At 54.4% G+C, this 26,692-nt stretch carries 19 protein-coding genes and 5 pseudogenes; 15 read left to right on the forward strand and 9 right to left on the reverse strand.

Features of this window, described 5'->3' with window-relative positions:
• Positions 1-93: 93 nt before the first annotated feature.
• From ACWF8S_RS15850 to ACWF8S_RS15860, 3 genes and pseudogenes are all read left to right on the forward strand, one after another.
• The gene (locus ACWF8S_RS15850; protein ID WP_447554391.1) at positions 94-2,655 is read left to right on the forward strand and encodes a bifunctional diguanylate cyclase/phosphodiesterase; all 2,562 of its coding nucleotides are present in this window, start codon (positions 94-96) and stop codon (positions 2,653-2,655) included.
• Between the two features lie 253 nt (positions 2,656-2,908).
• The gene (locus tag ACWF8S_RS15855; RefSeq protein WP_447554392.1) at positions 2,909-3,829 is read left to right on the forward strand and encodes a YihY/virulence factor BrkB family protein; all 921 of its coding nucleotides are present in this window, start codon (positions 2,909-2,911) and stop codon (positions 3,827-3,829) included.
• A gap of 416 nt (positions 3,830-4,245) precedes the next feature.
• Positions 4,246-5,102: pseudogene (locus tag ACWF8S_RS15860) on the forward strand (IS3 family transposase); the annotation flags it as partial.
• A gap of 130 nt (positions 5,103-5,232) precedes the next feature.
• Here the strand turns inward: ACWF8S_RS15860 and ACWF8S_RS15865 are convergent.
• Positions 5,233-6,379 (reverse strand): annotated as a pseudogene (locus ACWF8S_RS15865) (IS3 family transposase).
• 262 nt (positions 6,380-6,641) lie between these two features.
• On the opposite strand from ACWF8S_RS15865, the pseudogene ACWF8S_RS15870 reads away from it, so the two are divergent.
• Positions 6,642-7,722: pseudogene (locus tag ACWF8S_RS15870) on the forward strand (IS110 family transposase).
• A 62-nt stretch (positions 7,723-7,784) separates the two neighbouring features.
• Here ACWF8S_RS15870 and ACWF8S_RS15875 read toward each other — a convergent pair.
• Positions 7,785-8,638, reverse strand: a pseudogene (locus tag ACWF8S_RS15875) (IS5 family transposase).
• A gap of 67 nt (positions 8,639-8,705) precedes the next feature.
• Between ACWF8S_RS15875 and ACWF8S_RS15880 the strand changes: the two are divergent.
• A pseudogene (locus ACWF8S_RS15880) lies at positions 8,706-8,948 on the forward strand (IS3 family transposase); the annotation flags it as partial.
• Positions 8,949-9,212: 264 nt separating this feature from the next.
• On the opposite strand, the gene ACWF8S_RS15885 reads toward ACWF8S_RS15880, so the two are convergent.
• Both ACWF8S_RS15885 and ACWF8S_RS15890 read right to left on the reverse strand, forming a co-directional pair.
• Entirely contained in the window at positions 9,213-9,809 is a 597-nt protein-coding gene (locus ACWF8S_RS15885) for a glutathione S-transferase (protein ID WP_447554393.1), read from the reverse strand.
• Positions 9,810-9,812: 3 nt separating this feature from the next.
• Complete coding sequence (locus tag ACWF8S_RS15890) at positions 9,813-10,577, reverse strand: GntR family transcriptional regulator (protein ID WP_447554394.1); 765 nt, start codon at positions 10,575-10,577, stop codon at positions 9,813-9,815.
• A gap of 94 nt (positions 10,578-10,671) precedes the next feature.
• On the opposite strand from ACWF8S_RS15890, the gene ACWF8S_RS15895 reads away from it, so the two are divergent.
• Genes ACWF8S_RS15895 through ACWF8S_RS15925 form a run of 7 tightly spaced genes read left to right on the forward strand, consistent with a single transcriptional unit; the run spans position 10,672 to position 17,756 of the window.
• Positions 10,672-11,427 carry an SDR family NAD(P)-dependent oxidoreductase gene (locus ACWF8S_RS15895; protein ID WP_447554395.1) on the forward strand — a complete coding sequence of 252 codons (756 nt, stop codon included), beginning with the start codon at positions 10,672-10,674 and terminating at the stop codon, positions 11,425-11,427.
• The gene (locus ACWF8S_RS15900) at positions 11,424-11,978 is read left to right on the forward strand and encodes a TRAP transporter small permease (protein WP_447554396.1); all 555 of its coding nucleotides are present in this window, start codon (positions 11,424-11,426) and stop codon (positions 11,976-11,978) included. The genes ACWF8S_RS15895 and ACWF8S_RS15900 overlap by 4 nt, the downstream gene beginning before the upstream one ends.
• Positions 11,979-13,286, forward strand: coding sequence for a TRAP transporter large permease (locus ACWF8S_RS15905; RefSeq protein ID WP_447554397.1), 1,308 nt, complete (start codon positions 11,979-11,981; stop codon positions 13,284-13,286).
• A 40-nt stretch (positions 13,287-13,326) separates the two neighbouring features.
• Positions 13,327-14,451: a C4-dicarboxylate TRAP transporter substrate-binding protein gene (locus ACWF8S_RS15910; RefSeq protein WP_447554399.1), complete on the forward strand. Its 1,125-nt coding sequence runs from the start codon at positions 13,327-13,329 to the stop codon at positions 14,449-14,451.
• A gap of 50 nt (positions 14,452-14,501) precedes the next feature.
• Positions 14,502-15,233 carry an SDR family NAD(P)-dependent oxidoreductase gene (locus ACWF8S_RS15915; RefSeq protein ID WP_447554400.1) on the forward strand — a complete coding sequence of 244 codons (732 nt, stop codon included), beginning with the start codon at positions 14,502-14,504 and terminating at the stop codon, positions 15,231-15,233.
• Complete coding sequence (locus ACWF8S_RS15920; RefSeq protein WP_447554401.1) at positions 15,226-16,005, forward strand: SDR family NAD(P)-dependent oxidoreductase; 780 nt, start codon at positions 15,226-15,228, stop codon at positions 16,003-16,005. The genes ACWF8S_RS15915 and ACWF8S_RS15920 overlap by 8 nt, the downstream gene beginning before the upstream one ends.
• Positions 16,002-17,756, forward strand: a complete 1,755-nt coding sequence (locus ACWF8S_RS15925; RefSeq protein ID WP_447554402.1) for an FAD-dependent oxidoreductase — start codon at positions 16,002-16,004, stop codon at positions 17,754-17,756. Before ACWF8S_RS15920 ends, ACWF8S_RS15925 begins: the two co-directional genes overlap by 4 nt.
• Before the next feature lie 539 nt (positions 17,757-18,295).
• Here the strand turns inward: ACWF8S_RS15925 and ACWF8S_RS15930 are convergent.
• From ACWF8S_RS15930 to ACWF8S_RS15950, 5 genes are all read right to left on the reverse strand, one after another.
• Positions 18,296-19,383 (reverse strand): IS3 family transposase gene (locus ACWF8S_RS15930; protein WP_447554403.1). Its coding sequence is split into 2 segments (ribosomal slippage): positions 18,296-19,128 and positions 19,128-19,383, totalling 1,089 coding nucleotides; the frame shifts between segments, so codons are not numbered across the junction.
• A gap of 432 nt (positions 19,384-19,815) precedes the next feature.
• Positions 19,816-20,319 carry a MarR family winged helix-turn-helix transcriptional regulator gene (locus ACWF8S_RS15935; protein WP_447554404.1) on the reverse strand — a complete coding sequence of 168 codons (504 nt, stop codon included), beginning with the start codon at positions 20,317-20,319 and terminating at the stop codon, positions 19,816-19,818.
• A 25-nt stretch (positions 20,320-20,344) separates the two neighbouring features.
• Entirely contained in the window at positions 20,345-21,640 is a 1,296-nt protein-coding gene (locus ACWF8S_RS15940) for a TRAP transporter large permease (protein ID WP_447554405.1), read from the reverse strand.
• On the reverse strand, positions 21,633-22,187 hold the full coding sequence (locus tag ACWF8S_RS15945) for a TRAP transporter small permease (RefSeq protein ID WP_447554406.1): 555 nt from the start codon (positions 22,185-22,187) through the stop codon (positions 21,633-21,635). Before ACWF8S_RS15945 ends, ACWF8S_RS15940 begins: the two co-directional genes overlap by 8 nt.
• A gap of 17 nt (positions 22,188-22,204) precedes the next feature.
• The gene (locus tag ACWF8S_RS15950) at positions 22,205-22,474 is read right to left on the reverse strand and encodes a hypothetical protein (RefSeq protein ID WP_447554407.1); all 270 of its coding nucleotides are present in this window, start codon (positions 22,472-22,474) and stop codon (positions 22,205-22,207) included.
• A 423-nt stretch (positions 22,475-22,897) separates the two neighbouring features.
• Between ACWF8S_RS15950 and hmgA the strand changes: the two genes are divergently transcribed.
• Genes hmgA through maiA form a run of 3 tightly spaced genes read left to right on the forward strand, consistent with a single transcriptional unit; the run spans position 22,898 to position 25,940 of the window.
• Entirely contained in the window at positions 22,898-24,211 is a 1,314-nt protein-coding gene (gene hmgA, locus ACWF8S_RS15955) for a homogentisate 1,2-dioxygenase (protein ID WP_447554408.1), read from the forward strand.
• Positions 24,212-24,260: 49 nt separating this feature from the next.
• On the forward strand, positions 24,261-25,280 hold the full coding sequence (locus tag ACWF8S_RS15960) for a fumarylacetoacetate hydrolase family protein (RefSeq protein ID WP_447554409.1): 1,020 nt from the start codon (positions 24,261-24,263) through the stop codon (positions 25,278-25,280).
• 18 nt (positions 25,281-25,298) lie between these two features.
• Positions 25,299-25,940: a maleylacetoacetate isomerase gene (gene maiA / locus ACWF8S_RS15965; RefSeq protein WP_447554410.1), complete on the forward strand. Its 642-nt coding sequence runs from the start codon at positions 25,299-25,301 to the stop codon at positions 25,938-25,940.
• Positions 25,941-26,692: the final 752 nt, after the last annotated feature.

Consider the following 26,692-nt stretch of genomic DNA (forward strand, 5'->3'; position numbering starts at 1 on the left):
GATCACTGCTGCAGGTTAAAGGAAACAGGCTATCGGCCGATTTGAATAGACAGGCCGCTATGGGCCTTCCTTGTCCAGTCTGGCGAGCCATCGATGCCCTATTCTCCTCCGGTTTCTTCCCGTGACGCTACGTCCTACGCCAAGGACTACGCCGTGACGACACGCAGGGCGTCGCGCACCTTCATCGGTGTGGTGTGTGCGCTGTTTCTGGCGGCGGGGCTGACGCTGGTCTATCTAAGCCTTTCGCTGGACACCCAGCAAGTACGCCAAAGCAAAGCCTACGCGGCCAGGGCCATGGAGAGCCGCCAAGACAAGATCGGTACGGCGCTGGCGGACTACGCGTTCTGGGTCGACGCCTATCACTACACACATACGGCTATCGATACCTCCTGGACCTACGAGCGCGACAACATTGGCCCATCGCTTTTCCCGACGTATGGCCTGGAAGGTGTGTTTATCGTCGGCCCTACCGGCGCAACACGCTACACCCTCCTTGATGGTGCACCCAGTGACATGACGGCTCGCGACTGGATAACCGGTGATCTGTTGGCCCTGCTGGGTAGAGCACAGGACACCTCCGTTGAAGATGAGATCGCCTATGCCTACTTTTCGGTGGAAGGTGTCCCTGCCATCGTATCGGCGGCGGTCATACGGCCGGACAGCACCTACCAGCAGTTCGATCAGCTGTCCTATCTGATCTATGTCGATGTGTTGACCGACGCGGAGCTTTCGGAAATAGAAGAGGCTTTCAATCTCACCCACCTGACCGCGACCCCCGGCCTATTACCGGGTGCGACCACGCCCTTTCTGACGCTGCAGGGGGGCGTGGGAGACGCCCTTACCCTGCAGTGGAAAAGCCAGGCCCTGGGTCGCTCGGTCTTGCTCAAGTTCTTGCCGATGTTGTTCTTGCTCGGTGTGCTTGTGGCGCTATTGATGCTGAATCTGCGCAAGCGTATCAACCGTGCAGGCGAGAAAATAGAAGCGTCTCAGCGGGCGCTACGCATCAGCGAGCAACGTTTCAAGAATATATCGGAAGCCTCATCGGACTGGATCTGGGAAACCGATGAAAACCAGACCCTGACCTACCTGTCCGAGCGCTTCACGCGTATCACGGGCCTGTCTTGCAACGACTGGATCGGGCGGCCCTTGGCCGAGCTGCTTACCCATGATTCCGCCACGTTGGCCTCTGTGGCGAAAGACGGCAACGTGATCGGACGCAAGCCGATCCTTTGTGAACTGCGTGACAGCCACGCGACCCTTCGCTACTGCCAGCTGTTTGCCTGCGAAGTACGCATGGAAGGCAAGCTTCAGGGCTATCAGGGAACCGTCTGTGACATCACCCAGGACATCGAAGCCAAGGCGCGCATCGAGCATATCAGTCACCACGATTCGTTGACCGGACTGGCGAACCGTCACCATCTTCACCATTATCTCGATCATCGCCTGAGCGAAGGCGTCAGCGACGAGCACCCCCTGTTTCTCCTGGCCCTGGACCTTGACCGTTTCAAGCCCATCAATGACACCTTCGGCCACGCCGCGGGCGATACCGTGCTCAAGGAAGTCGCCAGCGCCATCAGCCGCTGTACCCGTGAGACAGACCTGGTCGCACGACCGGGCGGCGACGAGTTCGTCGTGGTGGCCAGCGATTGCCGCACCTACGAGCGTGCACAGCGCTTGTGCCAGCGCCTGATCGAGCAGATCAACCAGCCGATTCGCATCGACGGCAATGACGTCAGCGTCGGAACCAGTATCGGTATTGTCGCGGCGCCCTGTCACGGCTTGACCACCGAGGCGCTGTTGCGCTATGCCGATATCGCGCTCTACGAAGCGAAGGCTAACGGACGCAACCTGTTCCGCTTCTACGAACCGACGATGAACGAGCGCATCATGGAGCGCCGACAATTAGAGATGGACATGCGCCAGGCGCTACGTCGACAAGAGTTCCGCGTCGTGTTTCAGCCCCGCTTCGATGCACTGTCGCAAACCATCGTGGGGGCCGAGGCGCTGGTGCGCTGGGCGCATCCCACGCGGGATCTGCTCGGCCCGGCTCATTTCATTGCGCTGGCCGAGGAGACCGGCCTGATCTTCGAGCTCAGCGACTGGGTACTGCACGAGGCGTGTCTCAACGCCTTGAACTGGAGCACCCCGTCGATCGTCTCGGTGAACCTGTCGCCGGTAGAGTTCCAGCGCCACGATCTGGTCGATCGCATTGCGTCCGCCCTAAAAAGCACCGGCCTTGCGCCTCAGCGTCTGGAGCTGGAAATCACCGAAAACGTGGTGCTCGACGATGCCGCCTCGGCCTTGACGATGATGAACCGGCTCAAGGCGCTGGGCGTACGCCTGTCGATGGACGATTTTGGCACCGGCTATTCCTCGCTTAGCTACTTGCGCACCTATCCGTTCGACGGTCTCAAGATCGACCGCAGTTTCGTCATGGGCCTGGACCAGTCCCAGAGCAGCCAGGCCATCGTGGACGCCATCATCAGCATGGGCCACGCCCTCTCCTTGACCGTCACGGCGGAGGGCATCGAGACTGCCGAGCAGCTTGGCAAACTGACCGAGCTGACGTGCGATCAAGCACAAGGCTTCTATCTGGCCCGCCCCATGTCCCCCCTGCGTTTCAGAGAGCTTGTCGAGCAAGCGCAGCAAAGCTGACAACGGATCGACACGCCACCGCTCGCATGCCATGGCAAAAGAGCGTTTTGCGGCAGGGCCGCCACGTCGGTTAACCTGCCCAGTGAATCGATGGCGAAACGGATCACGATCCCTTTGCCAGCGTTTAACGCTCTGCCCGCCCAAATGAGGGTAAGATGGCGACACGCACTCCATTGATGTGACAAGCCGTGCCACCCCGAAGGGGCATCGGTCTTGTCACTATCGCCCTGCTGCAAAAGGAGCGTGGCAAGCCATGGCTCGCAATCGCACACTGCTCAATAGCGTCTTATTACTGTTCCCTCGGCTGGCCGCCTTTGCCTGGCGGGTGCTGCGCCACTTCCTGAAACATCGCGGCATCCTGCTGGCCGGCGGGGTGGGCTACAATATTCTGCTCTCCATTGTGCCGCTATTTGCCCTGCTCGCAGTGCTGACCACCCGTGTGGTCGACGAGCAGCACCTGCTGAACGTGCTGGCGGTACAGGCCCGCCACCTCGCCCCGGCCCACGCCGATGTGGTGATGGACGCGGTCCGAGGGCTACTGGACACTCGCGACGTGATCGGGATTCTCAGTCTGCCGATCCTGCTGCTGCTGAGCTCCTTCGCCTTTCGTATGCTGGAAGACGCCCTTTCGTTCATCTTCAATGCTCCGGACTGCCCCAAGCGCAGTACCTGGGTGTCGCTGGTATTGCCCTACGCGTTCATGCTGGTACTCGGCGCTGGCCTTATGGCACTAACGCTGGTTGTGACGTTGGCAAGCTCCCTTAACGAACTGGCGATGGTGCTCTTTGCGCAGGAGCTACCGTTAGCGAGTCTTTCAGGGTCGGTACTGAATCTGTTCAGTTTTATCGGCGTGTTCCTGCTGTTCAGCGCGATTTACAAGATATTGCCCATGGTTAGAATCGCCCTGCACCGGGCCATCATCGGCGGGTTCTTCGCCGCCTTGCTATGGGAAGGCGTGCGGCTGCTGCTGGTCTACTATTTCACCCACCTCTCCTTCGTCAACGCCATCTACGGCTCACTCGCGACGCTGGTGATCGTACTGCTCAGCCTGGAAATCGGCGCTATCATTTTATTACTGGGCGCCCAAGTGATCGCGGAGCTGGAGCGTAATTCGCGCCTTGGGCTGAGCTGGTATGTGGATCCTGATCGTCAGGCTATTAGTCGGGTTGATTGAAGGAAGCGCAACAAAAAAGCCCACGACAGAGTCGTGGGCTTTCTCATATTCTGGCGCGCCCGGCAGGATTTGAACCTGCGACTCTCGGCTTCGGAGGCTAATCCTAAGAATGGTAGATGAGTTTACCCACCAAGGCCACCTATCGAAAAATATCAATTTATTACAATAAAAACAACAGCTTATTAAAAAATAAAGGCTCGTAACTCTTTCCGCTTTATCCCGATTTACACCGACCGCTTTCCATAGTCATCATTAAAGCGGACACATAGCGTGATTTTAAAATGTCCGATTTTCGGACGGTTTTGACCTTTGGCGGCAGCGCCTTACCTTTACTTCTTAACTGACCATGATAATTGAATCACCCCAGGTTTCGTAGACACCTCCAGGCCTTATACTAAAGGTATCTAGTAGGATATATGAGCCGTCCCCGTTACACTGAAGAATTCAAAATCGAAGCCGTTAAACAGGTGGTAGAGCTTGGCCATCGAGTTGCCGAGGGCGCTGAGCGTTTGGGCGTGTCAGGCCACAGCTTGTACCACTGGATCAAGCGCTACGATAAGCCGGTAGAACAACGGCAAGAAGACGATGATCTCCAAGCTGAAAACCGTCGTTTATAGGCTGAATTAAAAAGCGTATCAGAAGAGCGAGATATATTAAAAAAGGCCACCGCGTACTTCGCCAGAGAGTCCGACTGAGGTACGCGTTTATTCAAAAGCATGCGAGCCAATATCCGATACGGTGCTTGTGCCGAATGATGGCCGTGCATCCTAGTGGCTACTATGCATGGTGTAAAAAAGCACTGTCTAATCGAGACCGGGATGATCAGCGTCTATTGGGACTGATCAAGCATGCGTGGCTTGAAAGTGGCGGTGTATATGGCTATCGCAAGGTCTATCAGGATTTGCGTGAGGCTGGCGAAGCCTGCGGTAAGCACCGAGTGGCCCGCCTGATGCGTAGGGAAGGTTTACGCTCTCAGACGGGCTATTGACGACGCATTGGCTGCTATGGCGGCGGAAAACCGGCTGTTGTATCACCCAACCATTTAGACCGTCAGTTTGAAGTAACAGCGCCCAATGTTGCTTGGGTGACGGATATTACGTACATCCGAACGTACGAAGGCTGGCTTTACTTAGCGGTGGTGATCGACCTGTTTTCTCGCCAAGTGGTTGGCTGGTCGATGAAGTCACGTATGACCACGGAGTTAGTGCTGGATGCTTTGTTATCGGCAGTCTGGCGACGCAAGCCACAAGGAACTGTGATGGTGCATTCAGATAGTAAGACTACAAGGTGCCAGGTGTTTCTGGGTTGATCCGGCACTTATAGTAATCGACCTATTCTGAAGACCTGGTGCCGTGAGGGCTCCTGGGTCTCCTTGATCTGCCCCGCTAAAAACGGACACTCGGTTAAGCACTGCTTTTAAGCTCGTAGTCCATGGGACTGACGTACCCCAAAGCACTGTGCCGTCGCCGGCGGTTGTAATCAACTTCAATGTATTCGAACACGTGTTGACGAAGCCGCTCCCGGTTCATCATCGGCTCGTAGTGGATGGCTTCCACTTTCATGGAATGGAAGAAGCTTTCCACGCAGGCATTGTCCCAGCAGTTGCCTTTACGGCTCATGCTTTGACGCAACTGATGCGTTCGCAGTCGATCCCGGTAGGCGCGGGAACAGTACTGGCTTCCCTGGTCACTGTGGCAGATCACCCCGGTGGGAAATTGCGTCGCCACAGCGCCATTTCCAACGCATCGCAGACCAGGTCTGCGGTCATCCTGGTATTCATGGACCAGCCGACGACAGAGCGCGAATACAGGTCAATGATGACGGCTAGATACAGCCAGCCTTCAGAGCTCATCAGGTACGTGATGGCACCGGCCCACTTCTGGTTCGGGGCGGCCGCCTCAAAGTCCTGCTCCAACGAGTTGGGTGCCACAGGCAAGCTGTGGTCGCTGTCTGTGGTGACGACGAATTTGCGGGCGGCTTTTGGTACTAACGACTGGCGCCGCATACTGGCACCTATCGTTTTAACATCATAGGGGTGGCCATCGGTCGCCAGTGTGGCCTGGATGCGTCGAGCCCCATCACGCTGTCTGCTCTGGCCGAATGCCTCTTTCACGCGACGATCCAGCCTTTCCCTGGTTTGCTCCAGCTGGCCGGGCTGAAACCGGGTCTTCTGCCATGTGTAATACCCACTTCGCGAGACACCGAGAACAGACGCCATCCGAACCACGGAAAACCTGTGACGGTGCTCCAGCATGAACCTGTAACGCTTCACTTTTGGTTTTTGGCGAAGTAGGTCGCCGCCTTTTTTAATATGGCCAGCTCCTCTTCTCGCTCGGCCATTTGGCGCTTCAGCCGGGCGTTCTCGGCAGCCAGTTCAGACTCGCGCTCGGAGACGTTGGCCTTCTTTTTCGCTGCCGAATGCCAACCATAAATTTGCGATTCATGGATACCCGGCTCTCGGGCGGCGCTGGCAACGCTGGTTCTTTCTGCGAGTTTCAGCGCTTCGGCCTTGAACTCATCAGAATAGCGGTTGCGCGTTTGTTTGCTCATCGTGGATCACCTCATAAGCGGATTGTACTCGCTTAACGCGGTGTCCAAAATCAGTGGGGCGGATCACCTGACCCACATTCCGATCGACCCGGCTAGTGTGTCTTTCCTTGGACCTGTCGGAGATCCGGGAACTCTGGCGGCGAGGTTTCGCCTCGTCGAAGCATGTGACTCAAGAAGGGCCTGACAGCCTGTCTCATTACTGTCGTGTCCAGGCTATCGAACTCGGTGAAGCCATCCTGAATCAATAGCTTGGAGATCCACCATGAGTCAGCAACCCAGTGATCGCTCCGTCATTATCGGCGGTGTTGATTACCCAAAAAGAGCTGCATGTGGCCGCCGTCGTGGATGCCCATAACCGTGTGCTTGGCACCGCCAGCTTTCCTACCACCCGGCATGGCTACAAGACTATGCTGACCTGGATGCGATCCTTCGGCGAGCTCAGCCGGGTGGGAATCGAATGCACCGGCACCTACGGAGCTGGCCTGCTGCGCTACTTACAGCGCGCAGGCATCACTATCTTGGAAGTCACGACACCCGATAAGACCGTACGGCGCAAGCGCGGCAAGGATGACGCAATCGATGCAGAGAATGCCGCTCATGCGGCCTATGCGGGTATTCGCACTGTCACCCCGAAGACACGTGACGAGATGATCGAGTCCTTGTGTGTCCTGAAGGTTTGCCGAAAAACTGCGGTCGCGGCTCGCCGTGTGGCCCTCCAGATGATCCAGACTCAAGTGGTCTCGGCGCCAGAGGAACTGCGCGATCTGTTGAGGAACATGACGCGAGTGCAGTTGCTTCGGACACTTGCGGCATGGCGACCCGATTTGAACGGGTACCGGGATGTCACGATGGCTTACCGCATCGCCCTGAAATCCCTCGCGCACCGCTACCTGGAACTGCACGACGAGATTGCCGATTTGGACGTCATGATCAAGGCTATCGCCGATGAGGTGGCACCAAAGTTGGTGTCGCGAACGGCAGTAGGCTACGAGACGGCCGCACAGCTACTGATCACGGCAGGTGACAATCCGGACCGCCTTGGCTCAGAAGCCAGCTTTGCGGCGCTATGTGGCGTTAGTCCTATTCCTGCCTCGTCAGGTAAGACGCAGCGGCACCGGCTCAACCGGGGTGGCGATCGCGCCGCCAATAGTGCGCTGCATATCATCGCTATCGGGCGGCTACGTCTAGATGCCGATACTCAGGGATACATTGCCCGGCGGGTGGGAGAGGGCCACTCCAAGCTGGAAGCCATCCGATGCCTGAAACGCTATATTGCCCGGGAGCTCTATTATGTGCTGCGCAGCCGTCATCGGGAGATCAATCAGACGCAAATCGCCACTTGACACTTAGAAGGGCGTCTAAGGAAGCCAATTCAGCAGCGGAGATTGGCAAAGCTTTTTGAAAGCTAGGTTCTGTCTGAAAAGTCGGCTCTCATGAATCGCTCAATGCAGGCCAGCGTCACCATGGCTTTAAAGCTACTGGCCAGCTTATCGTAACGGGTATTGAGCCGACGTTTTTCCTTTAGCCAGCCAAACAGGCGTTCCACCACGTTACGCTGGCGATATTTTGGCCGGTCAAACTGATACGGAAGACCCGGTTTCGGGCGTCGATGCATACGGCGCTGCGGGATGATCGGACGCATGCCGTAACGCGTGCAATAATGCCGTAATGCATCACTGTCGTACCCCTTGTCTGCCACGATGTAACGACTGCGTTTACGAGGTCGACCAGAACGCCCCGGCAGTCGGACCTTTTCCAGCAGGTCTGTCAGATAAGTCGAATCAGCGCGCAGGCCTGCCGACAGAGAAAAGGCGAGTGGAAAACCATGGCGATCGCACACCATGTGTATCTTCGTGGTCAGTCCGCCGCGACTACGGCCGAGCGCATGATCTCCGGGTTCTACGGATCCCCCTTTTTGCCGGCACCGCTGGCCGACCGGGTGGCTCTGATGGAGGTTGAATCGGCCATCCATGTGTCCAGATCCATGTTGCCGTCTTCACGTAGACGAAGGTGGAGACGGGTCAGTATCTGATCAAACGTGCCGTCATCACGCCATTGTCGAAAACGCTGATAGACGGTCTTCCAGGGGCCATAACGTTCGGGCAGATCGCGCTACTGTGCCCCCGAACAGAGAATCCAGAGAATACCGTTGAGCATCTGGCGATCGTTACGACGTGGGCGTCCCATGGTCTGCGGCGGAGAAACGATGTCCTCAATCATCTGCCAACGCTGGTCAGAAAGCTCGTAACGGCCTGTCATATCGCCTCCTGTTCAATGAACAGGAATAGCGTAACATTTATGACTTTTCAGACAGAACCTAATCACTTTGGTGGGCAGCATGAGTCGGCGTGTTAACAGTCATGATAACGCCGTTGCTGAGAGCTTCTTTCAACTCCTCAAGCGAGAGCGGATCAAGTGACAGATTTATTCGACACGGGAATTGGCTAGACGCGACGTGTTCAATTATATCGAAATGTTTTACAACCCAAAGCGCCGACACGGCACAAGCGATAACTTGTCACCGGTTGAGTATGAAAGGCGTTACTTTAAGAGCTTAACGGGGATCTAAAATATCCGGGACGATTCGCTTTTTGCAAACGCCTGTTAAGTAGTAAGGCCACCATTTAGATTTCGTGATATAACATTACCATTCGACTCTTGGCATACTTATAACGTTCGATGCTTCGAAAAACCACTATTTGTTTTAACAAAATAGTAAAATTACGGGTGCCTTAAGCTGCATTCCTAAGGGATCGTTAATTCACCGAGTTCGGGAACTGATACTGCCGAACTGAGCCGGCAGTATAAATGAACAGAGCAGAGAAATATTAAATTAACCCACTGGCTGGGTCTGCAGGAAGGAGGGCCGTTGTGAAAAGCTCTTGAACCAGCTTGCCAGGGTAGGTCGCTCATCGCGCCAATAGTAGTCGGGAAATCGGAAGTCCAGATAGGCCAGAGCACAGCCGATAGCAATGGTGCCAGCATCAACTGAAGTGAGCTGGCTTGACTCCGCCTCCATAACATCTAAGGAACTGGCAACCTTGTCCATCTGTCCCTGCAGCCACTCCGGCCAAATTTTCTCCTCAGGGCGCATTACTGTCTCATAACGTGCTAGCAGCGCCGCATCCAGTAAGCCATCTGCCAAAGCTTCACGACGAGGTACATCCCAATCTCCGTCTGGATACATACGGCTCCCGTCGTGCTGAGCGTCTAACCAACGGCAGATTACCCGACTGTCATATAGTGCTGAGCCATCTGGCAAGATAGCGGTGGGTACCTTCCCAGTAGGATTGTGCGCCACGATATTTGAGTCACGGTTAATTGGACTGGCAGCGCTGTCTAGCTTCTCTAACGATTGCCCCGTCTCGTGAGCAACCATCATAACCTTTCTAACGTAGGGAGAGGCTGGTGAAAAGAATACTTTCATCATGGGTTAAACCTCCTTGCTCTTAGGATAACTTGTCGGAATTCGACCGTCTTGAATGCACTTCGCCAAGTATTCACCAGCGAAGTTAATATGTTCTCGAAGAAGGAAGTCGGCACGAGAGATATCCCGCTTGCTAATGGCATCTACCAAACGGTGGTGGTCGTCATGAGTCCGCACCATAATCGCGTAATCCTTCCAGACGATCATGCGGTTCGATGCGAAGGGGATTAACTGCGTTTGTCGCACCAACTCCTCCACCCAGCGGTTCTGAGCTTCTGCGATTATCCGGTTGTGAAAATTGACGTTCATGGAACGATAGTTGTCCAGATCCTCGGGGTCCAGCCAGCCCTTGCTAAGCGCTTTGTCACCAATGTCCAGCAGTGCGTCCAGCTCATTGAGCGTCGCATCAGGCAGTCCCTGACGCGCTACCGTAGATACCGCCAACCCCTCAAGAACAGCCCGTGCCGCATAGCCATCCACTACATCCTTGCGACTGAACTCACGCACGGTATAGCCGCTATTGGACTTGTACTGAAGGAGTCCTTCTTTGGCTAAATTGGCCAAGGCCGTTCGTAGCGGGGTGCGAGAAACGCCCAACGCTTGCGATAGACGCTGCTGTTGGAGCTTCACTCCAGGATGAATCTGGCCTGACATGATGTGCTCCCGTAGGCTCGTCGTCACTTCCTCAGTGCTGGTAGTAGACACCGCGAATCCTCTTATAAAACTTGCTAAGCATAATTGCACAGACCAACCTGAATCGCAATATTGCATCCAATTTGTAAATTTAAAGCTTTATAATCTTGACTTGACGTCTTATATATACAAAATTGGATGCAAAACAATCCATCAATAATAAGGAAAGACTATGAGCAAACGCGTATTAATAACCGGTGGGGCTCGCGGCATTGGGCGTTCGATCGCCATACGTTTGGCTCAGGAAGGCTGGACTGTGATCGTCGCTGATTTGGATATCACTGGTGCAAGGGAAACAGCAGCACTATTGGAGGGTGAGCAGCACCAAGGGCTAGGAGCCGACATCGCTGACGAACAGCAGATTCGCGACCTGTTTGATGCCGCTGAGCAAAATGCCCCGCTAAATGCCGTAGTCTGTAACGCTGGCCTACTGATCCTGCGTGAGGATGGCACCCGCTCACCAATTACCGAGATGCCCCTAAACGAGTTCCAAAAGACCAGCGAAGTCAATCTGGCCGGCACGTTTCTAACCGTTCGCGAGTTCTTGCGCCGCCGCGAGCAGGAGGGAGTCAGCAATGGTCGTATCGTGACCTTTTCTTCTTCCGCAGCCCAATTAGGCGGCTATCGAAGCTCCGCTGCCTATATCGCCGCCAAAGCCGGCGTGCTGGGGCTAACCAAGGCGGTCGCCCGGGAAGCCGCCCCGTTGGGAATCACAGTCAATGCAGTGGCGCCTGGCTCCATCGATGCACCAATGCTGCGAATGTCCATGAAAGATGGCGACGAACAACAGGCAGCCAGTGCCATTCCCTTGGGACGTTTGGGAACCCCTGAAGACGTAGCCAGTTCAGTGGCTTTTTTGGTATCTCCGGAATCTGGCTATATCACCGGTGCGGTCATCGATATCAACGGTGGAGTCAGGATGCAATGACTAGGCGCGACCTCTACTTCCATGATCAACTCGAAAGGCCTTTCCAGTGGGCATCGAAAATTCTGATTGCCATCGCTGTGATCAACCTAGCAGCAATGATGCTTCACGTCTGCGCTGACGTGATCATGAAGTACTTCTTCAATAGCCCAGTACCCGGCACTGCCGAGACTGTTGCCTACTACTACATAGTCGCAGCCGTCTTCTTACCCTTGCCATTGGTCGAATTAGGTAACAAATCCATCGCGGTAGACCTTTTTTGGAATCGATTCCAAGCCTGGTTGCAACGCAGCACAGCCTTTATCGCCTATGGTGCCCAAGCCGTCTTCTTCATCATCTTAGCCCTGCAGACTGGCGAGGATGCCATGAAGTCGCTAACCCGTAATGAGTTGGTCGAAGGCATCATACCCGTAGTGATTTGGCCAGGCCGCTTCTTCCTGCCCGCTGCCTTTTGGTTGGCAACGCTGGTTTCCGCCCTAAGGATGGGCCAAGTGGCACTATCTCCTCATTGGCGGGAATTGATTACTAATTCTGCTGACAAGGAGACCGAATAAATGGATCGGCTGGATATTGGTATCGTTGGTGTCCTATCGGCGTTGTTGTTAATCGGCGTTCGAGTGCCTGTAGGCGTTGTCCTGGGGCTTGTCTCATTCGTTGGAATCGCCGCAATCCTCAACCTTGGTGCCGCATGGGGCATATTGACTGCTATCCCCTATAGCTTCATCACCAATTGGAGTCTTTCGGCAGTGCCCATGTTCTTATTGATGGGCTATATTGCCAGCCAAGCAGGGCTGACGCGCGGACTATTCTCTGCTATTCGCATGTTCCTAGGTCACATACCCGGCGGTTTGGCCTCCGCGACTGTTGTTTCATCTGCGCTGTTCGCATCCGCTTCGGGTTCCTCCACCGCCACCTCGGCCGCCTTCAGTCGCATCGCGGTTCCAGAAATGTTGCGCGCTGGTTACAAGGGTTCCCTTGCCACTGGCACAGTGGCCGCCTCTGGCACCTTAGGCTCGCTAATTCCCCCCTCTATATTGCTAATCTTATTCGGGGTCTTTACGGAAACTTCGATTAGCGCACTATTCGTGGCGGGATTGATTCCTGGAATAGTCTCGGCAGCTATCTATATCGGCATGATTACTCTTCGGTGCTACCTCAAGCCGTCGTTAGCTCCCACCAGCGAAGTCCGGCATAGCCGTGAGGAGAAGCTAACGGCACTGAAGGATACATGGCCGCTACCGGTGCTGATCTTGGGCGTGTTGGGAGGTATATTTCTGGGTATTTTCTCGCCCACAGAGGCAGGTGCCATTGGGGCAGGCTTAGCGCTGATGCTCGCACTGTTTAGACGTAGCCTGAACCTCCGAACCCTGGTACGCGCCCTGGTGGAAACCGCCGAAGGCACCTGCACTATCTTCATCATCGCCATTGGCGCTTCCATGTTCTCGTCGTTCATGGGGCTTTCAAGCCTGCCCAACGCCATGAGCCAAGGGATCATTCCGTGGGTTGATAACGTCTACGTGTTATTCATCCTGATAGCCTTAATCTTCATTGTGCTGGGTATGTTTGTCGACAGCATATCTTTGTTACTGCTGACATTGCCAATCATTGATCCCATCTTGCGCTCGCTGGGAGTTGACTTTGTTTGGTTTGGCATCATCGCCATCAAGATGCTGGAGATCGGCATGATCACCCCGCCGGTCGGGCTCAATGTCTATGTTATGAAAAGCTCGCTTGGCGACCGCGTATCGCTGGGTGAGATGTTCAAGGGGGCTTCTTGGTTCATCCTAATGGATCTGTTAACCCTCGCACTCCTGATGGCTCTACCGATCATCACCTTGTTCCTCCCACGGCTCATGCTCTGAGCCCCCCACTACCCCTGACCTGAAGTCAAAGGAGTTGGAAGTGAATACAATATACAAAGCACTCACCGTCAGCGCCATGCTCACCGCCCCCACGCTGGCTAGCGCCCAGTACATTGCCAACGTTGGTTGGGCACCGACCCACATTATTACTAAAAATGCATATGTGGATATGGCCGAAAGCTTGGAAAAGGCCTCCAATAGCGAACTGACTTTGGAGGTATATTCTGGAGGTAGTCTGATTGATGTTCGTAGCACGCTTCAAGGCGTAGCTAACGGCATCGCTCAAATCGGTTTTGTCACCGGTGCCTACTTGCCCTCAGACTTACCGCTAAACAACGTTATCGCAGATATGGCGTTTGTAGCGGATGACTCCACCGCCGCCGCTTTTGCTTTCACCGAGGTTAATTTCACACAGCCGAAGCTGCGCGACGAATGGGAGAATAATGGCGTCCTATTTGGCGGTGGCTACTCTACTCCAATCTATAAGTTTATTTGCAACACTCCAGTGGAAACACCCGAGGATCTGAAGGGCCTTAAGATCCGCACAGCGGGTGCCTCTCACATACGTTGGGTGGAGCATATGGGCGGTGTACCCGTCTCAGTGCCCTTTTCTGAAGTTTATACCGGCATTCAACGTGGTTCGTTAGATTGCGCCATGGCCGACACTACGGCATTGGTTTCAGGCTTCCGTATCGCAGAGGTGGCCAAGTATGTCACTGACCTACCTATGGGAACACACACCTCTGGTGCCGCCTGGGTTATGAATCCTGAATTCTGGGGCGACCTTTCTGCTGAGCATAAAGAGGTATTATTCGACGAATTCGCGCTGGCCATCGCTCGCATGCAGATTGACTACGAGCAAGAGGCTGAGCGTAATCTGGAAATCGGTATCGCCGAGCACAATGTCAACGTCGTTGAGCCATCCGACGCCCTCCAAGAGAATCTCGCAGCGTTCAACGAAGAATACATTAATACCTTGCCCGAGGAGTCAATGGAGCGTCGTAACGTTGATGATCCCAGCGATATCATCGATGCCTACCTGGCTGCTGAGGCACGCTGGAAGGAGCGCCTGAGCGAAGTAGACCGTAACGACCCTGAAGCCCTGGCAGCCATGCTGAAAGAAGCTGTCTATCACCAGTTGGACCTAGCCACCTACGGCGACTGAGCCTCTACCGCCGGGGCATCAGCTCCGGCTTATCCATTAGGGAGATCTTCATGGCACAACAGAAACACAAGGCACTGGTCACCGGTGCCGCCGGTGGCATGGGAAAGGCCATCGCCCAGCGCCTCATCGATGACGGTTTCGACGTTATGATTACCGATATTAATCCCGACGCACTTGAAGCGACCGCAGCCGAATTGGGTGGGGCCGTCGAAACCATGTCCTGCGACCTCGGTGATCCGACGCAGCGTGAACAATTGATTAAGCGTTCAGGACCACTGTTTGCACTTATAAATAATGCTGGCATCTTTTCTACCCGCGATGCCAATGAGTTAGACAGCTCAGACTTTCTAAAAATGTACGAAATCAATACCGTAGCTGCCTTTGAGCTGGCAAAAATGGCTGCCGCCCAGATGCGCATTCAGGGTGGTGGTCGGATAGTTAACATTAGTTCTCGGTCCTTCCTCGGTGCAGTCAAAGTGGCTCACTACGCTGCCTCTAAAGGAGCCATGAGTACGCTGACTAAGTGTCTTGCTTTGGAGTGGGCCGCCGACAACATCTTGGTCAACGCTGTGGCTCCTGGGGTCATTGAGACCCCGATTCTTAATAGTTGGGACAAGGAAGAGCGCGCACGCCTGAATACATACCAACCGCTGGGACGGATCGGCCAGCCTTGTGACATAGCCAATGTTGTGTCGATGCTGTCTTCGCCACGTACGGACTACATTACTGGCCAAATAATCGTAGTAGACGGTGGACGATCGGTAGGAGGTGGCAATGTCTGACAGATTAGAAGGCGTAGCAGTGGTGACTGGTGCTGCTTCGGGCATTGGCCGAGCCACTGCCCTGCTACTGGCAGAGCGTGGAGCTCGTGTCATAGCAACTGACATCAACCAACATGCCTTGGAAGCACTTGCCAATGAGAGTGGCGACCGCTTGGCGGCGACTGTTGTTTGTGACATCGCTGACCCAAAAGCGCCTCAGCAGATTGCCGACGTTGTCGACACATTGGGTGAGCCATGGCGCATCTTAATCAACAATGCCGGTATTGCTTCAGCGCCACCTTTGGTTGATACCACTGATGACGACTTTGAACGCTTTGTAAGTGTCAATATGGCGTCAGTGTTTCGGCTCAGCCGCACGGCTCTCCCTATTATGGCTAAACAAGGCGGTGGCTCCATAGTCAACCTTGCCTCTGTTTTTGGTTTGACCGGCGTCGCAGGCACATCCATCTATTCTATGACCAAAGGAGCAGTGGCCGCGCTGACAACTCAGCTAGCCTGTGAGTGGGGGCGCGATAACATCCGTGTCAATGCCATCGCGCCCGGTTTGATCGACACCCCCCTGACTGCATCTCGTATTCGTGAAGGTGCGTGGGTCCAACGTCGCATGTTGGAAGAAACACCACTTGGCCGACCGGGCACGCCACAGGATGTGGCTGAGGCCATTGCTTTTCTGGTCTCGTCCCGATCAGCTTTTATCACAGGTGAGGTACTCAAAGTAGATGGTGGCTGGCAAAGCGGAAGACTAGGGGCCCAGCCAAAGGAGGACATATGAGTTTACCTGCTGAAGTTGATGTCATCATTGTAGGTTCAGGAGCAGCAGGAATGTGCGCTGCTATTGCGTTGAAAAAGGGTGGTCTACACCCTGTCATCCTCGAAAAGACCCCATACTTCGGTGGCTCTACGGCTGTCTCGGGAGGCGCGGTATGGATTCCAGGCAATCATCATGGCCGTGCCGCGGGCATTGAGGATAGCCAAGAGGCTATGATGGCTTATTTGGAGGCTGAGGTAGGAGACCGTCTTCGTCGGGACATGGTCGAGGCCTTCCTGGAACAAGGGCCTCGAGTAGTGCAATTTCTGGAAACAGAAACCGTCGTTAAATTTGCAGTTCGAACTGTGGGTCCTGATTACCACCCAGATCAGCCTGGAGCCGCTTTAGGCGGCCGGGTGATGGATCCACTGGATTTTGATGCACGCCAGCTTGGCACGGAGCTCAAGCGGTTGCGTCACCCTATTCCGGAATTCACCATTCTCAACGGTATGATGATTGGCCGTAGCGATCTTGCTAAGCTGCCAAAAGCGCTAAAAGAAGCCAGCGCCTTCGTGCATGCGGGCAAGGTAGTAACCCGTCACCTGCTTGATTTGGTACGCTACCATCGCGGCACTCGATCTGTGTTGGGCAATGCCTTGGCTGCACGGCTGGGGAAGACCGTCTACGATTTAGCAATACCCATCCTTTATGAAACTTCACTCGAGACGCTACGGCAAGATACAGATGGACGAGTGAGCGGTGCCGAGGTGCGGCATGAGGATGGCTTGCACACGATCTACGCCCGTCATGGGGTTGTGCTGGCTGGAGGTGGGTTCCCACAAGATGACAAGCGCCGTTTGGAGGTGATGCCCCATGCGCATGACCGCCACTGGTCGATGTCACCACAGGGCAACACTGGCGATAGTCTAAGAGCCGCCGAGCAGGTTGGCGCACGAGTCGATCATGACAATCAGCATCCTGCCTTCTGGTCACCGGTATCAAGAATTACCCGCACCGATGGGACCACGGTGGCCTTCCCCCATCTGTTCCTCGACCGTGCTAAGCCGGGATTGATTGCAATTAATGACAGCGGCAAGCGCTTCGTTAATGAGAGCAACTCCTACCACGATTTCGTAGCCGCCATGCTTGAATGTATAAAGGTAGGGCAACGGCGTTTCTGGTTAGTAGCTGATCATACCTTCATCCGTCGTTATGGTCTGGGCGTAGTTCGTCCTTACCCCGGTCGAATCACACCCTTCGTAAAAAGTGGATACCTGAAGCGAGGCGACAATATCGCAGAACTCGCAAGTCAGCTTGGCGTTCCGCCAGAAGCACTGAAGCTGACTCTAGAGCAGCATAATTTGGATGCATTAGAAGGCGTGGATAGCGGATTTGCCAAAGGGGGAAATGTTTACAATCGCTACCTGGGGGATCCCTCTAATAAGCCTAACCCTTGCCTGCGCCCCATCAGCATCGCACCTTTTTATGCGGTTGAGGTGCACCCAGGGGACATCGGCACATCAATGGGCTTGATCACTGACCCGAAGGCTCGAGTGCTAGATGCACAACGACAGTATATTCCCGGGCTGTGGGCAGCTGGCAATGACATGAATTCCATCATGGGCGGTAGTTACCCAGGCCCAGGTATCACTCTTGGCCCAGCACTAACTTTTGGTTGGATTGCCGCAAACGCTATCTTAGAAGACGCTGGTTTGCCGGTGCTTTCTGAGGAGTACTCCTCCCATAGCTTTAGTGCGGAAGCTTCTTCGGCATAAATTAGTTTTTTGAAGTTTCATGTGGTTTTCCCCTGAAGCCAGAATGATTTAAGTGTTATACCATCGTTTTTTTAATACCCAGGCCCTAAATTGGACAGACAATCGTCACACCTGGCTATGATGTTAACTTTCACTAGTCCCAGCGCCTCCACTAGGCGCTGAGGGATACTCCTGAGAGCATCGCTAGGCTCAGGTTGATTTGAAGGTTGGTTAAGGATCAGGCTTGCGCGATTTAAGGAAACTGATTCACCACCCTCAAAGGGTAGTTACTTACCGTGTTGGAGATTCCTCGAAACAGGACCTTGAAGCGGCACAACCGAAGCTGGCACTGACTTATAAATTATGAGCCAGTGTACGTGTTCAGCAAAATCAGGAATTTGTCTCAGGCTATTTAAAGATCACTTTGCCCGGCTCGCGAGTACAAGCAAAGTGACCTTCTCCTTGCAACCAAAAGAATTATGAACATAACAGTGAGTATCGTCTGCTTATGTTAGAGCAGTAATCCCCCCATTTATAACCGGAGCGATAAGTAGAGTTGGTTAGGCCGCCATGGCCACCTTCTGTTTCGGTGTTATCCCACCCAATGCCATGTTCGGTCGCTCGTGGTTGTACGTCCAGAGCCAGCGTGTGGCAAAATCCTGTACTTCAGCGATCGAGTCGAAAAGATAATGGCTCAACCAATCATAACGGACTGTTCGGTTGTAGCGTTCAATGTAGGCATTCTGCTGCGGCTTGCCAGGTTGAATGTGCATCAGCTCAATACCGTTCTGCTTCGCCCAACGGGTTAGTTTGCCACTGATGTATTCCGGGCCGTTGTCGCATCGAATGGCCCGGGGTTGGCCATGCCATTCGATCAACTGGTTTAAGAAGCGTATCACGCGCTCTGCTGGCAGTGGGAAGTCTGCATCGATGATCAGGCCTTCCCGGTTGTAATCATCGATCACGTTAAACAACCGGTACGTTCGGCCATCGGCCAACTGATCATGCATGAAGTCCATCGACCAGCAGTCGTTCAGAGAAGTGGGCACAACCAACGGCGCAGGCTTTTCACGCACCAATCGCTTTTTCGGCTTGATGCGTAAGTTCAGCTCCAATGCCCGGTAAATTCGGTAGATGCGCTTATGGTTCCAGCAAAAGCCTTTCACGTTGCGCAAATACAAGTAACACAGTCCAAAGCCCCAGTTACGCTGATTGTGGGTCAGGCGCACCAGCCAGTCAGCGATAACGGCGTTCTCATGGCTAAGCTTCGTCTGATAGCGGTAACAGGTTTCACTGATCCCGAAAACCTGACAAGCCAGCCGAATACTGCAGCAACCGGCCTCAACGACATTCCTTGCCATCTCGCGGCGTTGAGATGGCTTTACCACTTTCCCTCAAGGGCTTCCTGGCGCAAGTTTGCCTTCAACCGCTCTTCGGCATACATCTTCTTGAGGCGCTGGTTCTCGTCTTCCAACTCTTTGAGGCGCTTCATCATGGAGGTGTCCATAACACCGTACCTGGAACGCAATTTATAAAATGAGGCACTGCTCATACCATGCTCGCGACACAGTTCAGGGACAGGCACGCCAGACTCAGCCTGCTTCAAAATCGCCATGATCTGGCTGTCGGTAAAACGTGATTTGCGCATGTGAAATCTCCTGTTTTTCAGGTTACAAAATTCCACTTATCAAAGCGATTATTTTTCGGGGGGGTTACCGAGCCGCCCAGACCAAAGCCATGGATGCACGTTTCAATAGTCACATCTGTGGTATAATATGACATGACGGTATGAATTAACTGGAGAGGATTCTAAACAACACTGACAGGCTACTACTAACTATCAAACCATAACCCGTAGAAATCGCTGCATCATTAATTATCAATGAAAGAGAGATTGGCCAAAAATTCTTAGCTATTTCATAAATACATAATTAAACACGCGGTAGGCGACAGCTAGATGAGATGAGATGAGAATGAACACTCTCGCACCCACATGAATGCTTTCCTCCTTGTCGGGGCAGGGTTACACAGAGTTTTTCTAAAATGAGTGTAGTCATTAATTTATTTTAGAATGAATATCCTATCCCATACGGTCGACCTGTCTTTCCAGTTTACGCATCAAGTTAAATAGATCTCTATATTCGCTCGCACTCAATGGAGTCACGAGTTTGGCCTCCCAATCTTGTGCTTCAGGAATCAGCTTAGAGAGGGTCTCTCTTCCTTTTTCAGTAAGATGTAAATTATGCTGTCTTTGATCATGGGAAGATGGTGAACGTTGAATAAGCCCTCGATCCTCAAGTGCCTGTATAGCACGAGAAACCCTAGCCTTATCCATATTCGTATAGGCACATATTTTTTTCGCGGTGAGGTCATCGCAGTGACTTAGCCAAGCCAAAACGCGCCATTGCGCTACATTTATTTGGTAACGTGTAGCGTAAAAATCGGCCAGCGATTGACTGATGCTATCTGCTAATCGGCCGAGACGGTAAGGAAGGAACTGATCGAGATCCAGTTCCGCCCTAGGTATTGTTGAATTCTCGTCTGTTTCTTCAGCTTTAAAAGAACCCGCCTCATCCGTATTCATTCTTCACCTCTATCTAACACACACATCAATAAAGTAGTTGTGGTAAGAACAACGCAATACTTGGAAAAATGAGTACTAACAGCGCACGTATGGTACCCGCTACCCAGAAGGGCGTCACCCCTCGGAAGATGGTGGCAGTGCTCACGTCCGGTAATACCGCCCGAAGCACAAAAACGTTCATTCCTACCGGCGGCGTTATTAGGCTGATCTCAATGACAATCACTACCAGGATCCCGAACCACACCAGATCGTAACCAAGCCCCGCCACCACCGGGAAGAAGACTGGCACGGTGAGCAGCAACATCGACATGCTCTCGAAGACGCAACCCAGCAACACATAGATGGCCAGGATTACCAGGATCACAAGGAAGGGCGCCATATCCAAGCCATTGACAAACATCAGTAGCTCGCTTGGCAGCCCGGCACGGTTGATGAAGTTGGCAAAGATCAATGCAGTGAGCACCACGGCGAACAGCATGGCAGTGGTGCGCACAGTATCCATCAGCACGTTCATCAATACCCGTGGCGTCAGAGCGCGGCGCAGCAGCGCAATGACGAAGGCGCCCATGGCTCCGATGCCCGCAGCCTCAGTGGGGGTGAATACGCCGAGATAGATACCTCCGATCACCAGCACGAACAGTGCCAAAGTGCTGCCTACGCTTTTCAACGCGGCTATTCGCTCGCTCCAGGGCACTACCTCGCCAGCGGGTCCGGCATCAGGGTCACGCCACATTACCCACTTCACTGTCCCTAGGTAAAGAACGATACCCAGGATCCCGGGTATGAATCCGGCTGCGAAAAGTTCACGAATACTGGTCTCTGTGAGGATACCGTAGATTACCAGCATCACGCTGGGAGGAATCAGGATACCTAGCGTGCCACCAGCAGCGATTGACGCGGCAGCCAGCGAATCCTTATAGCCATATTTACGCATCTGCGGCATGGCTACGCGGCCCATGGTTGCGCAGGTGGCCAAACTTGAACCACAGATAGCACTGAATCCGCCACAGGCGACGATAGTGGCCATAGCTTGGCCCCCTTTACGATGGCCGAGAAAACCGTTTGATGCCCTAAACAAGGCATCCGACAAACCAGCATGGGAGACAAAGTTTCCCATTAGAATGAAAAGCGGAATTACTGACAGGCCATAATCCATGGCGGTATCCACTACGCGTCGCGCAGCCATGGATTCAGCAGCACTCCAGTTGCCAGTCAGGTAATAGAAGCCGCCGAAGCCGACAATGCCCATGGCGAAGGCCAAGGGTACCCGGAGAAACGCCAGTGCCAACAGGGCGGCGAACCCATACAGTGCTTCAATCATTTTCGCCTCCTGGGCCGTTATTGGGGCTGAGGGGACCGCCCCTTTCAAGCATCCCGATCCCTTCCAACAGGTAGCGTACTGCCCTCAGTAAAGTCAGCAGCGCTGCGATCGCCAGCATGGTAGCGATAAGGTAGATCAGGTAGCCAGTCTGGATGCGTAGAAACTCTGTCACGTCACCCCACTGAAAGGCCCGCTCGCCCAGCGCCCATACCCGGCTTGCCATAACCCACAGTGCTGCAGTGACGATGAGGTTGACTATCATCTGTCGAATCCAGATCAGGCGCGCAGGAAAGATAGCATCGAGAAGGTCGACACTGACGTGTTCCTCACGCCAGCACACCACGGGTAGCGACAAAAATACCACTGCCGCCAACATCAGTTGAGTCAGCTCAACAGCACCGATTATTGGAGAGTTAAAGAAGAAACGGCCTGCTACATCCGCCGTGGTCAGCAGCATCATGCCAAAAAGAGTGGCACCCGCCACCCCCTCTAGCCCCATCTGCATGACCCGGCCGACGCGCTGCCAACGGGTCGGCATGCTAGTCATGTTCGGCTCCTGATGTGTTACTGCTGCGCTATGCACAATTCGGAGCCTTCACCACGGGCGGCGATAGTGATGATGCCGTGATTAGACCTACCCAAGCTGGTGATATTGATGGTGGTCTGGGCCATCGCTAGTGTGGTGAGGCCAATCCCGGCAAATGTTGCAGCGCTATAAATCATGCGGATTGCATTGTTCATATTGTGTTCCTCGTCGTCACGGGTGGCGACATTACGCCAGTTTATTGTCGTGGGCTGCTTTTTCATCGCACCGAGCCGGAGTAAGACAGCCATACACCTCTATCACACGATCACAATGCCTTCATATACTTTCTATCGCAACTAGTTGGACAAAAAAGCGTATTATGCTTAAGTATTAAGAATCAAAAATATTATTGATATAACTGAATTTTTTAATAATCCGCAGTACCTCGGCAAGGAGATAATGAGATGAACCGGTAGACATATAGTTTCAACAACAACTATGATCAGTTGATGGAACTGTTCAAACCTCGCAACCCAATAATTGTCAAGCCTGACGAAACCGGAGGGACTATGCGCAAGAAACTTGCCTCTTTCGAAACTACTTCCCAAGGAGGAAGCCTTGAGCATCGCAGGCCCTGCGGCAGAATTCCGACCCATTAGCCAAACCAATTAGTACGAGACACGACAAGAAGCGATAACGCACGACAAACGCGATAATAAGAGGACACACCCATGATGACAGACACCTTCGAATACCAGAGCGGTTTTCGAAACCACTTCTCAACCGAGGCGCTACCCAACGCTCTCCCTGTAGGGCAGAACTCCCCGCAGCGTTGCCCTTACGGTCTCTACGCCGAGCAATACACCGGCTCGGCCTTCACCGCACCACGCCACCAAAACCTGCGCAGTTGGCTATACCGCATCCATCCCTCAGTGGCGCAGAGCAAGTATCATCCACTGGCTGATAAGCCGGACTTGGCCACCGCCCCGCTAGCCCGACCAGCTGCCGATCCTAACCAGATGCGCTGGGGCCCACTGCCCATTCCCACCGAACCCACCGATTTCGTCGATGGCCTGCTTACTATTGCCGTCAATGGTGACGCTGGCGCCCAAACTGGCTGTGGCGTGCACGTTTACGCTTTTAACCAAAACATGACCGAACGCTTCTTCTACAATGCCGACGGCGAGCTGCTGATCGTGCCACAGCTCGGTGCCCTACATCTGCGCACCGAGTTGGGCGAACTTCAGGTCAAGGGCGGCGAGATCGCAGTGATCCCCCGTGGCATCAAGTTCCAGGTACGCCTGTGCGATGGCTCTGATGCCGCCCGTGGCTATATCTGCGAGAATTATGGTAGTCCTATGGAACTGCCTGACCTAGGCCCCATTGGCGCCAACGGCCTAGCCAATCCGCGCGACTTCCAGAGCCCAGTGGCCGCTTACGAGGACGTCGATGGAGATATCGAGCTGGTGGCTAAATTCTCCGGGCGCTTCTGGGCCACGAAGCTAGACCACTCGCCGTTGGACGTGGTGGCATGGCACGGCAACTACGCGCCCTATAAGTATGACCTGGCTAACTTCAACACTATCAACACAGTGAGCTTCGACCACCCCGACCCGTCGATCTTCACCGTGCTGACCTCGGCTTCAGACACTCCCGGGATGGCCAACCTCGATTTCGTGATCTTTCCACCGCGCTGGATGGTGGCCGAAAACACCTTCCGTCCGCCTTACTTCCATCGCAACCTGATGAGCGAATTCATGGGACTGATTCACGGTGAGTACGACGCCAAGGCGGAGGGCTTCCTGCCCGGTGGCGCAAGTTTGCACAACTCCATGTCCCCCCACGGCCCCGACGCCGATACCTTCGAGAAAGCCTCCAACGCCGAGCTCACGCCACAGCATCTGGACGCGACATTGGCCTTCATGTTCGAGAGCCGCTATGTCTACCATCCCACTGACGCCGCGCTGAACGCCGATATCCGTCAACGCGATTACGTGGACGTTTGGTCAACCCTGCGCTCAAACTTCGACCCCAACAAGCCCTGACGGGCCCTGATAACGATACCTTTCCCCTGAAAATGAGGACCGAGACAAGATGAAACTCGCTACCCTGAAGAACGGCCGCGACGGTGAATTACTCGTTGTCTCCCGCGACCTTGAGAGCGCCGTGAGCGCCTCCGACATCGCCGCCACGCTGCAGCAAGCAATCGAAAACTGGGAAGCCGTGAGCCCCAAGTTGGAGAAACGCTACTCGGCGCTAAACGACGGCCAGGCCGACGACGCTTTTGCTCTTGATCAGAGCAAGCTGCACTCGCCGCTGCCTCGCAGCTATCAGTGGGCTGACGGCTCAGCCTACCTCAACCACGTCCAACTGGTGCGCCAGGCACGCGGTGCTGAGATGCCAGACACCTTCTGGACCGATCCTCTGATGTACCAGGGAGGGGGGGATCGTTTTCTGGCGCCAACCGAGGACATCGAAGCAGTCAGTGAGGAGCACGGCATCGATTTTGAGGGTGAGATCGCGGTGATTACCGATGACGTCCCTATGGCGGTCACTCCCGAGCAGGCTGTCGGCCATATCAAGCTGGTGATGCTGGTCAACGACGTCAGCCTTCGCGGACTGATTCCCGGCGAGCTGGCCAAAGGCTTCGGCTTCTTTCAAGCCAAGCCAGCCTCAAGCTTTTCGCCAATCTGCGTGACCCCCGACGAACTGGGCAACGCCTGGCGGGACGGCAAGGTCCATCTGCCGCTGACCGTACACCTGAACGGTGAGAAGTTCGGTGAGACAGAGGCTGGTCCTGACATGATCTTCAGCTTCCCGCAGCTTGTCGCCCATGCGGCAAAAACCCGTCATCTAGGCGCCGGTGCTGTGGTCGGCTCGGGTACTGTCTCCAACCCCGATTCTGAGGGTGGGCCCGGAAAACCAATCAGAGAAGGCGGCGTGGGCTACAGCTGCCTGGCTGAGGTCCGCATGGTGGAGAAGATCCTGCACGACGAGATCAAGACCCCCTTCATGCGCTTTGGCGACCGGGTTCGCATCGAGATGTTTGACCAGGAGGGAAGGAGCATTTTCGGCGCCATCGATCAGCAGGTTGTGAAATACGAGTCCAAATAAGCCAGGGATGACGTGCATATGAAGCTATATGGCTATTTTCGCTCTTCGGCGGCCTATCGGGTGCGCATCGCTCTAAATCTTAAGGGTCTGGCCTATTCTCAGGCTCCGGTCAATTTAGTCAAGGGCGAACAGCGCTCAATTGCTAATCTCGCCCGCCATCCCCAAGGCCTGGTGCCGGTGCTTGAGACTGACGAAGGAGCACAGCTGACCCAGTCATTGGCGATCTGCGAATATCTCGAGGAACGACACCCCAATCCGGCGCTGTTACCAGCCAACGCCACTGAGCGTGCGCGAGTACGTGCGCTCGCTCAGGTGGTTACCTGCGAAATCCACCCACTCAACAACTTAAAGGTGCTCAAGCACCTGGTAGGTGAGCTGGGTGTGGATGACGGCGCCAAGCTGGCCTGGTATCGCCACTGGATCTCTGAAGGCTTTGACGCCCTGGAGGCCATGCTCAAAGCGGAGGCCGGCACCGGCAAGTTCTGCCACGGCGACACCCCGACCCTGGCCGATATCTGCCTGGTGCCACAGGTGTACAACGCTGAGCGCTTCGAGTGTGACCTTTCAGCCTACCCGACCATTCGCAGCATCGTTGAACGATGCAACGCCCTGGAGGCCTTCCAGAAGGCTGCGCCCGGTGAGCAACCGGACGCCAGCTAAGCTTCAATAAGCAAGCTAACAACATGCGGGCGTCACATGATGCTGATGGCGCCCGTCTTCCCTCAGACCTTGGTCGATGATTGACCCGCATTTCCTGTTTCCGGTCGGCTTCGGTATCGTCATGCTCAAGGAGCATGGCCGGAGCACTGTCACCCAATCCACAGTGTGCCGGTGAGGCCTCGTCGCTGCTCGGGTTTTTACAGATGACAATCGCGGCCTTGGGCGGCGCCCTGTTGGGCCATTTTCACGATGGCTCGTTGAGTACCCTGACCGCTGCCATCGCCCTGACCGAGTTCCTTAGTAGCATATCTTGGACTGATGCACCCGCGAGCCAGACAGTCGCCACTTGTCAGACCCGTTCGTAACCATGCAAAGTATCCTCTCATCCCGCCGGAACACACTGTTGCAGCCCCTGGCAGGGTTCGCCAGCATGGCTTCACTGCGAAACACTAATGTCATGCTGCTAGCGTTATCGGTATCCTTTGGGTAATCGGCTTTGCCACCCTGTCCTGTTTTCTGGGACTCTGGCTTCGTCAAGTCCGAAAGGCTGCGTTGTCACTGTCAACAGGATCTTAGCGGGCATGAAAGAGGCGTCAGCACCCTGATCGAGCTGCCGGGTAACTTTCTGCTTAAGATGCTATACAACTGTATCGAGAGGTCGTGAAACAATTCAGCGTAAGTCGTAGGCGAGCCCTATCGTATTTCGAGGGCCATGCGGGGATGACACTCAATTAAGCGCTCTCATTAGGAAG

It is taken from the genome of Vreelandella xerophytica, from assembly GCF_968048975.1.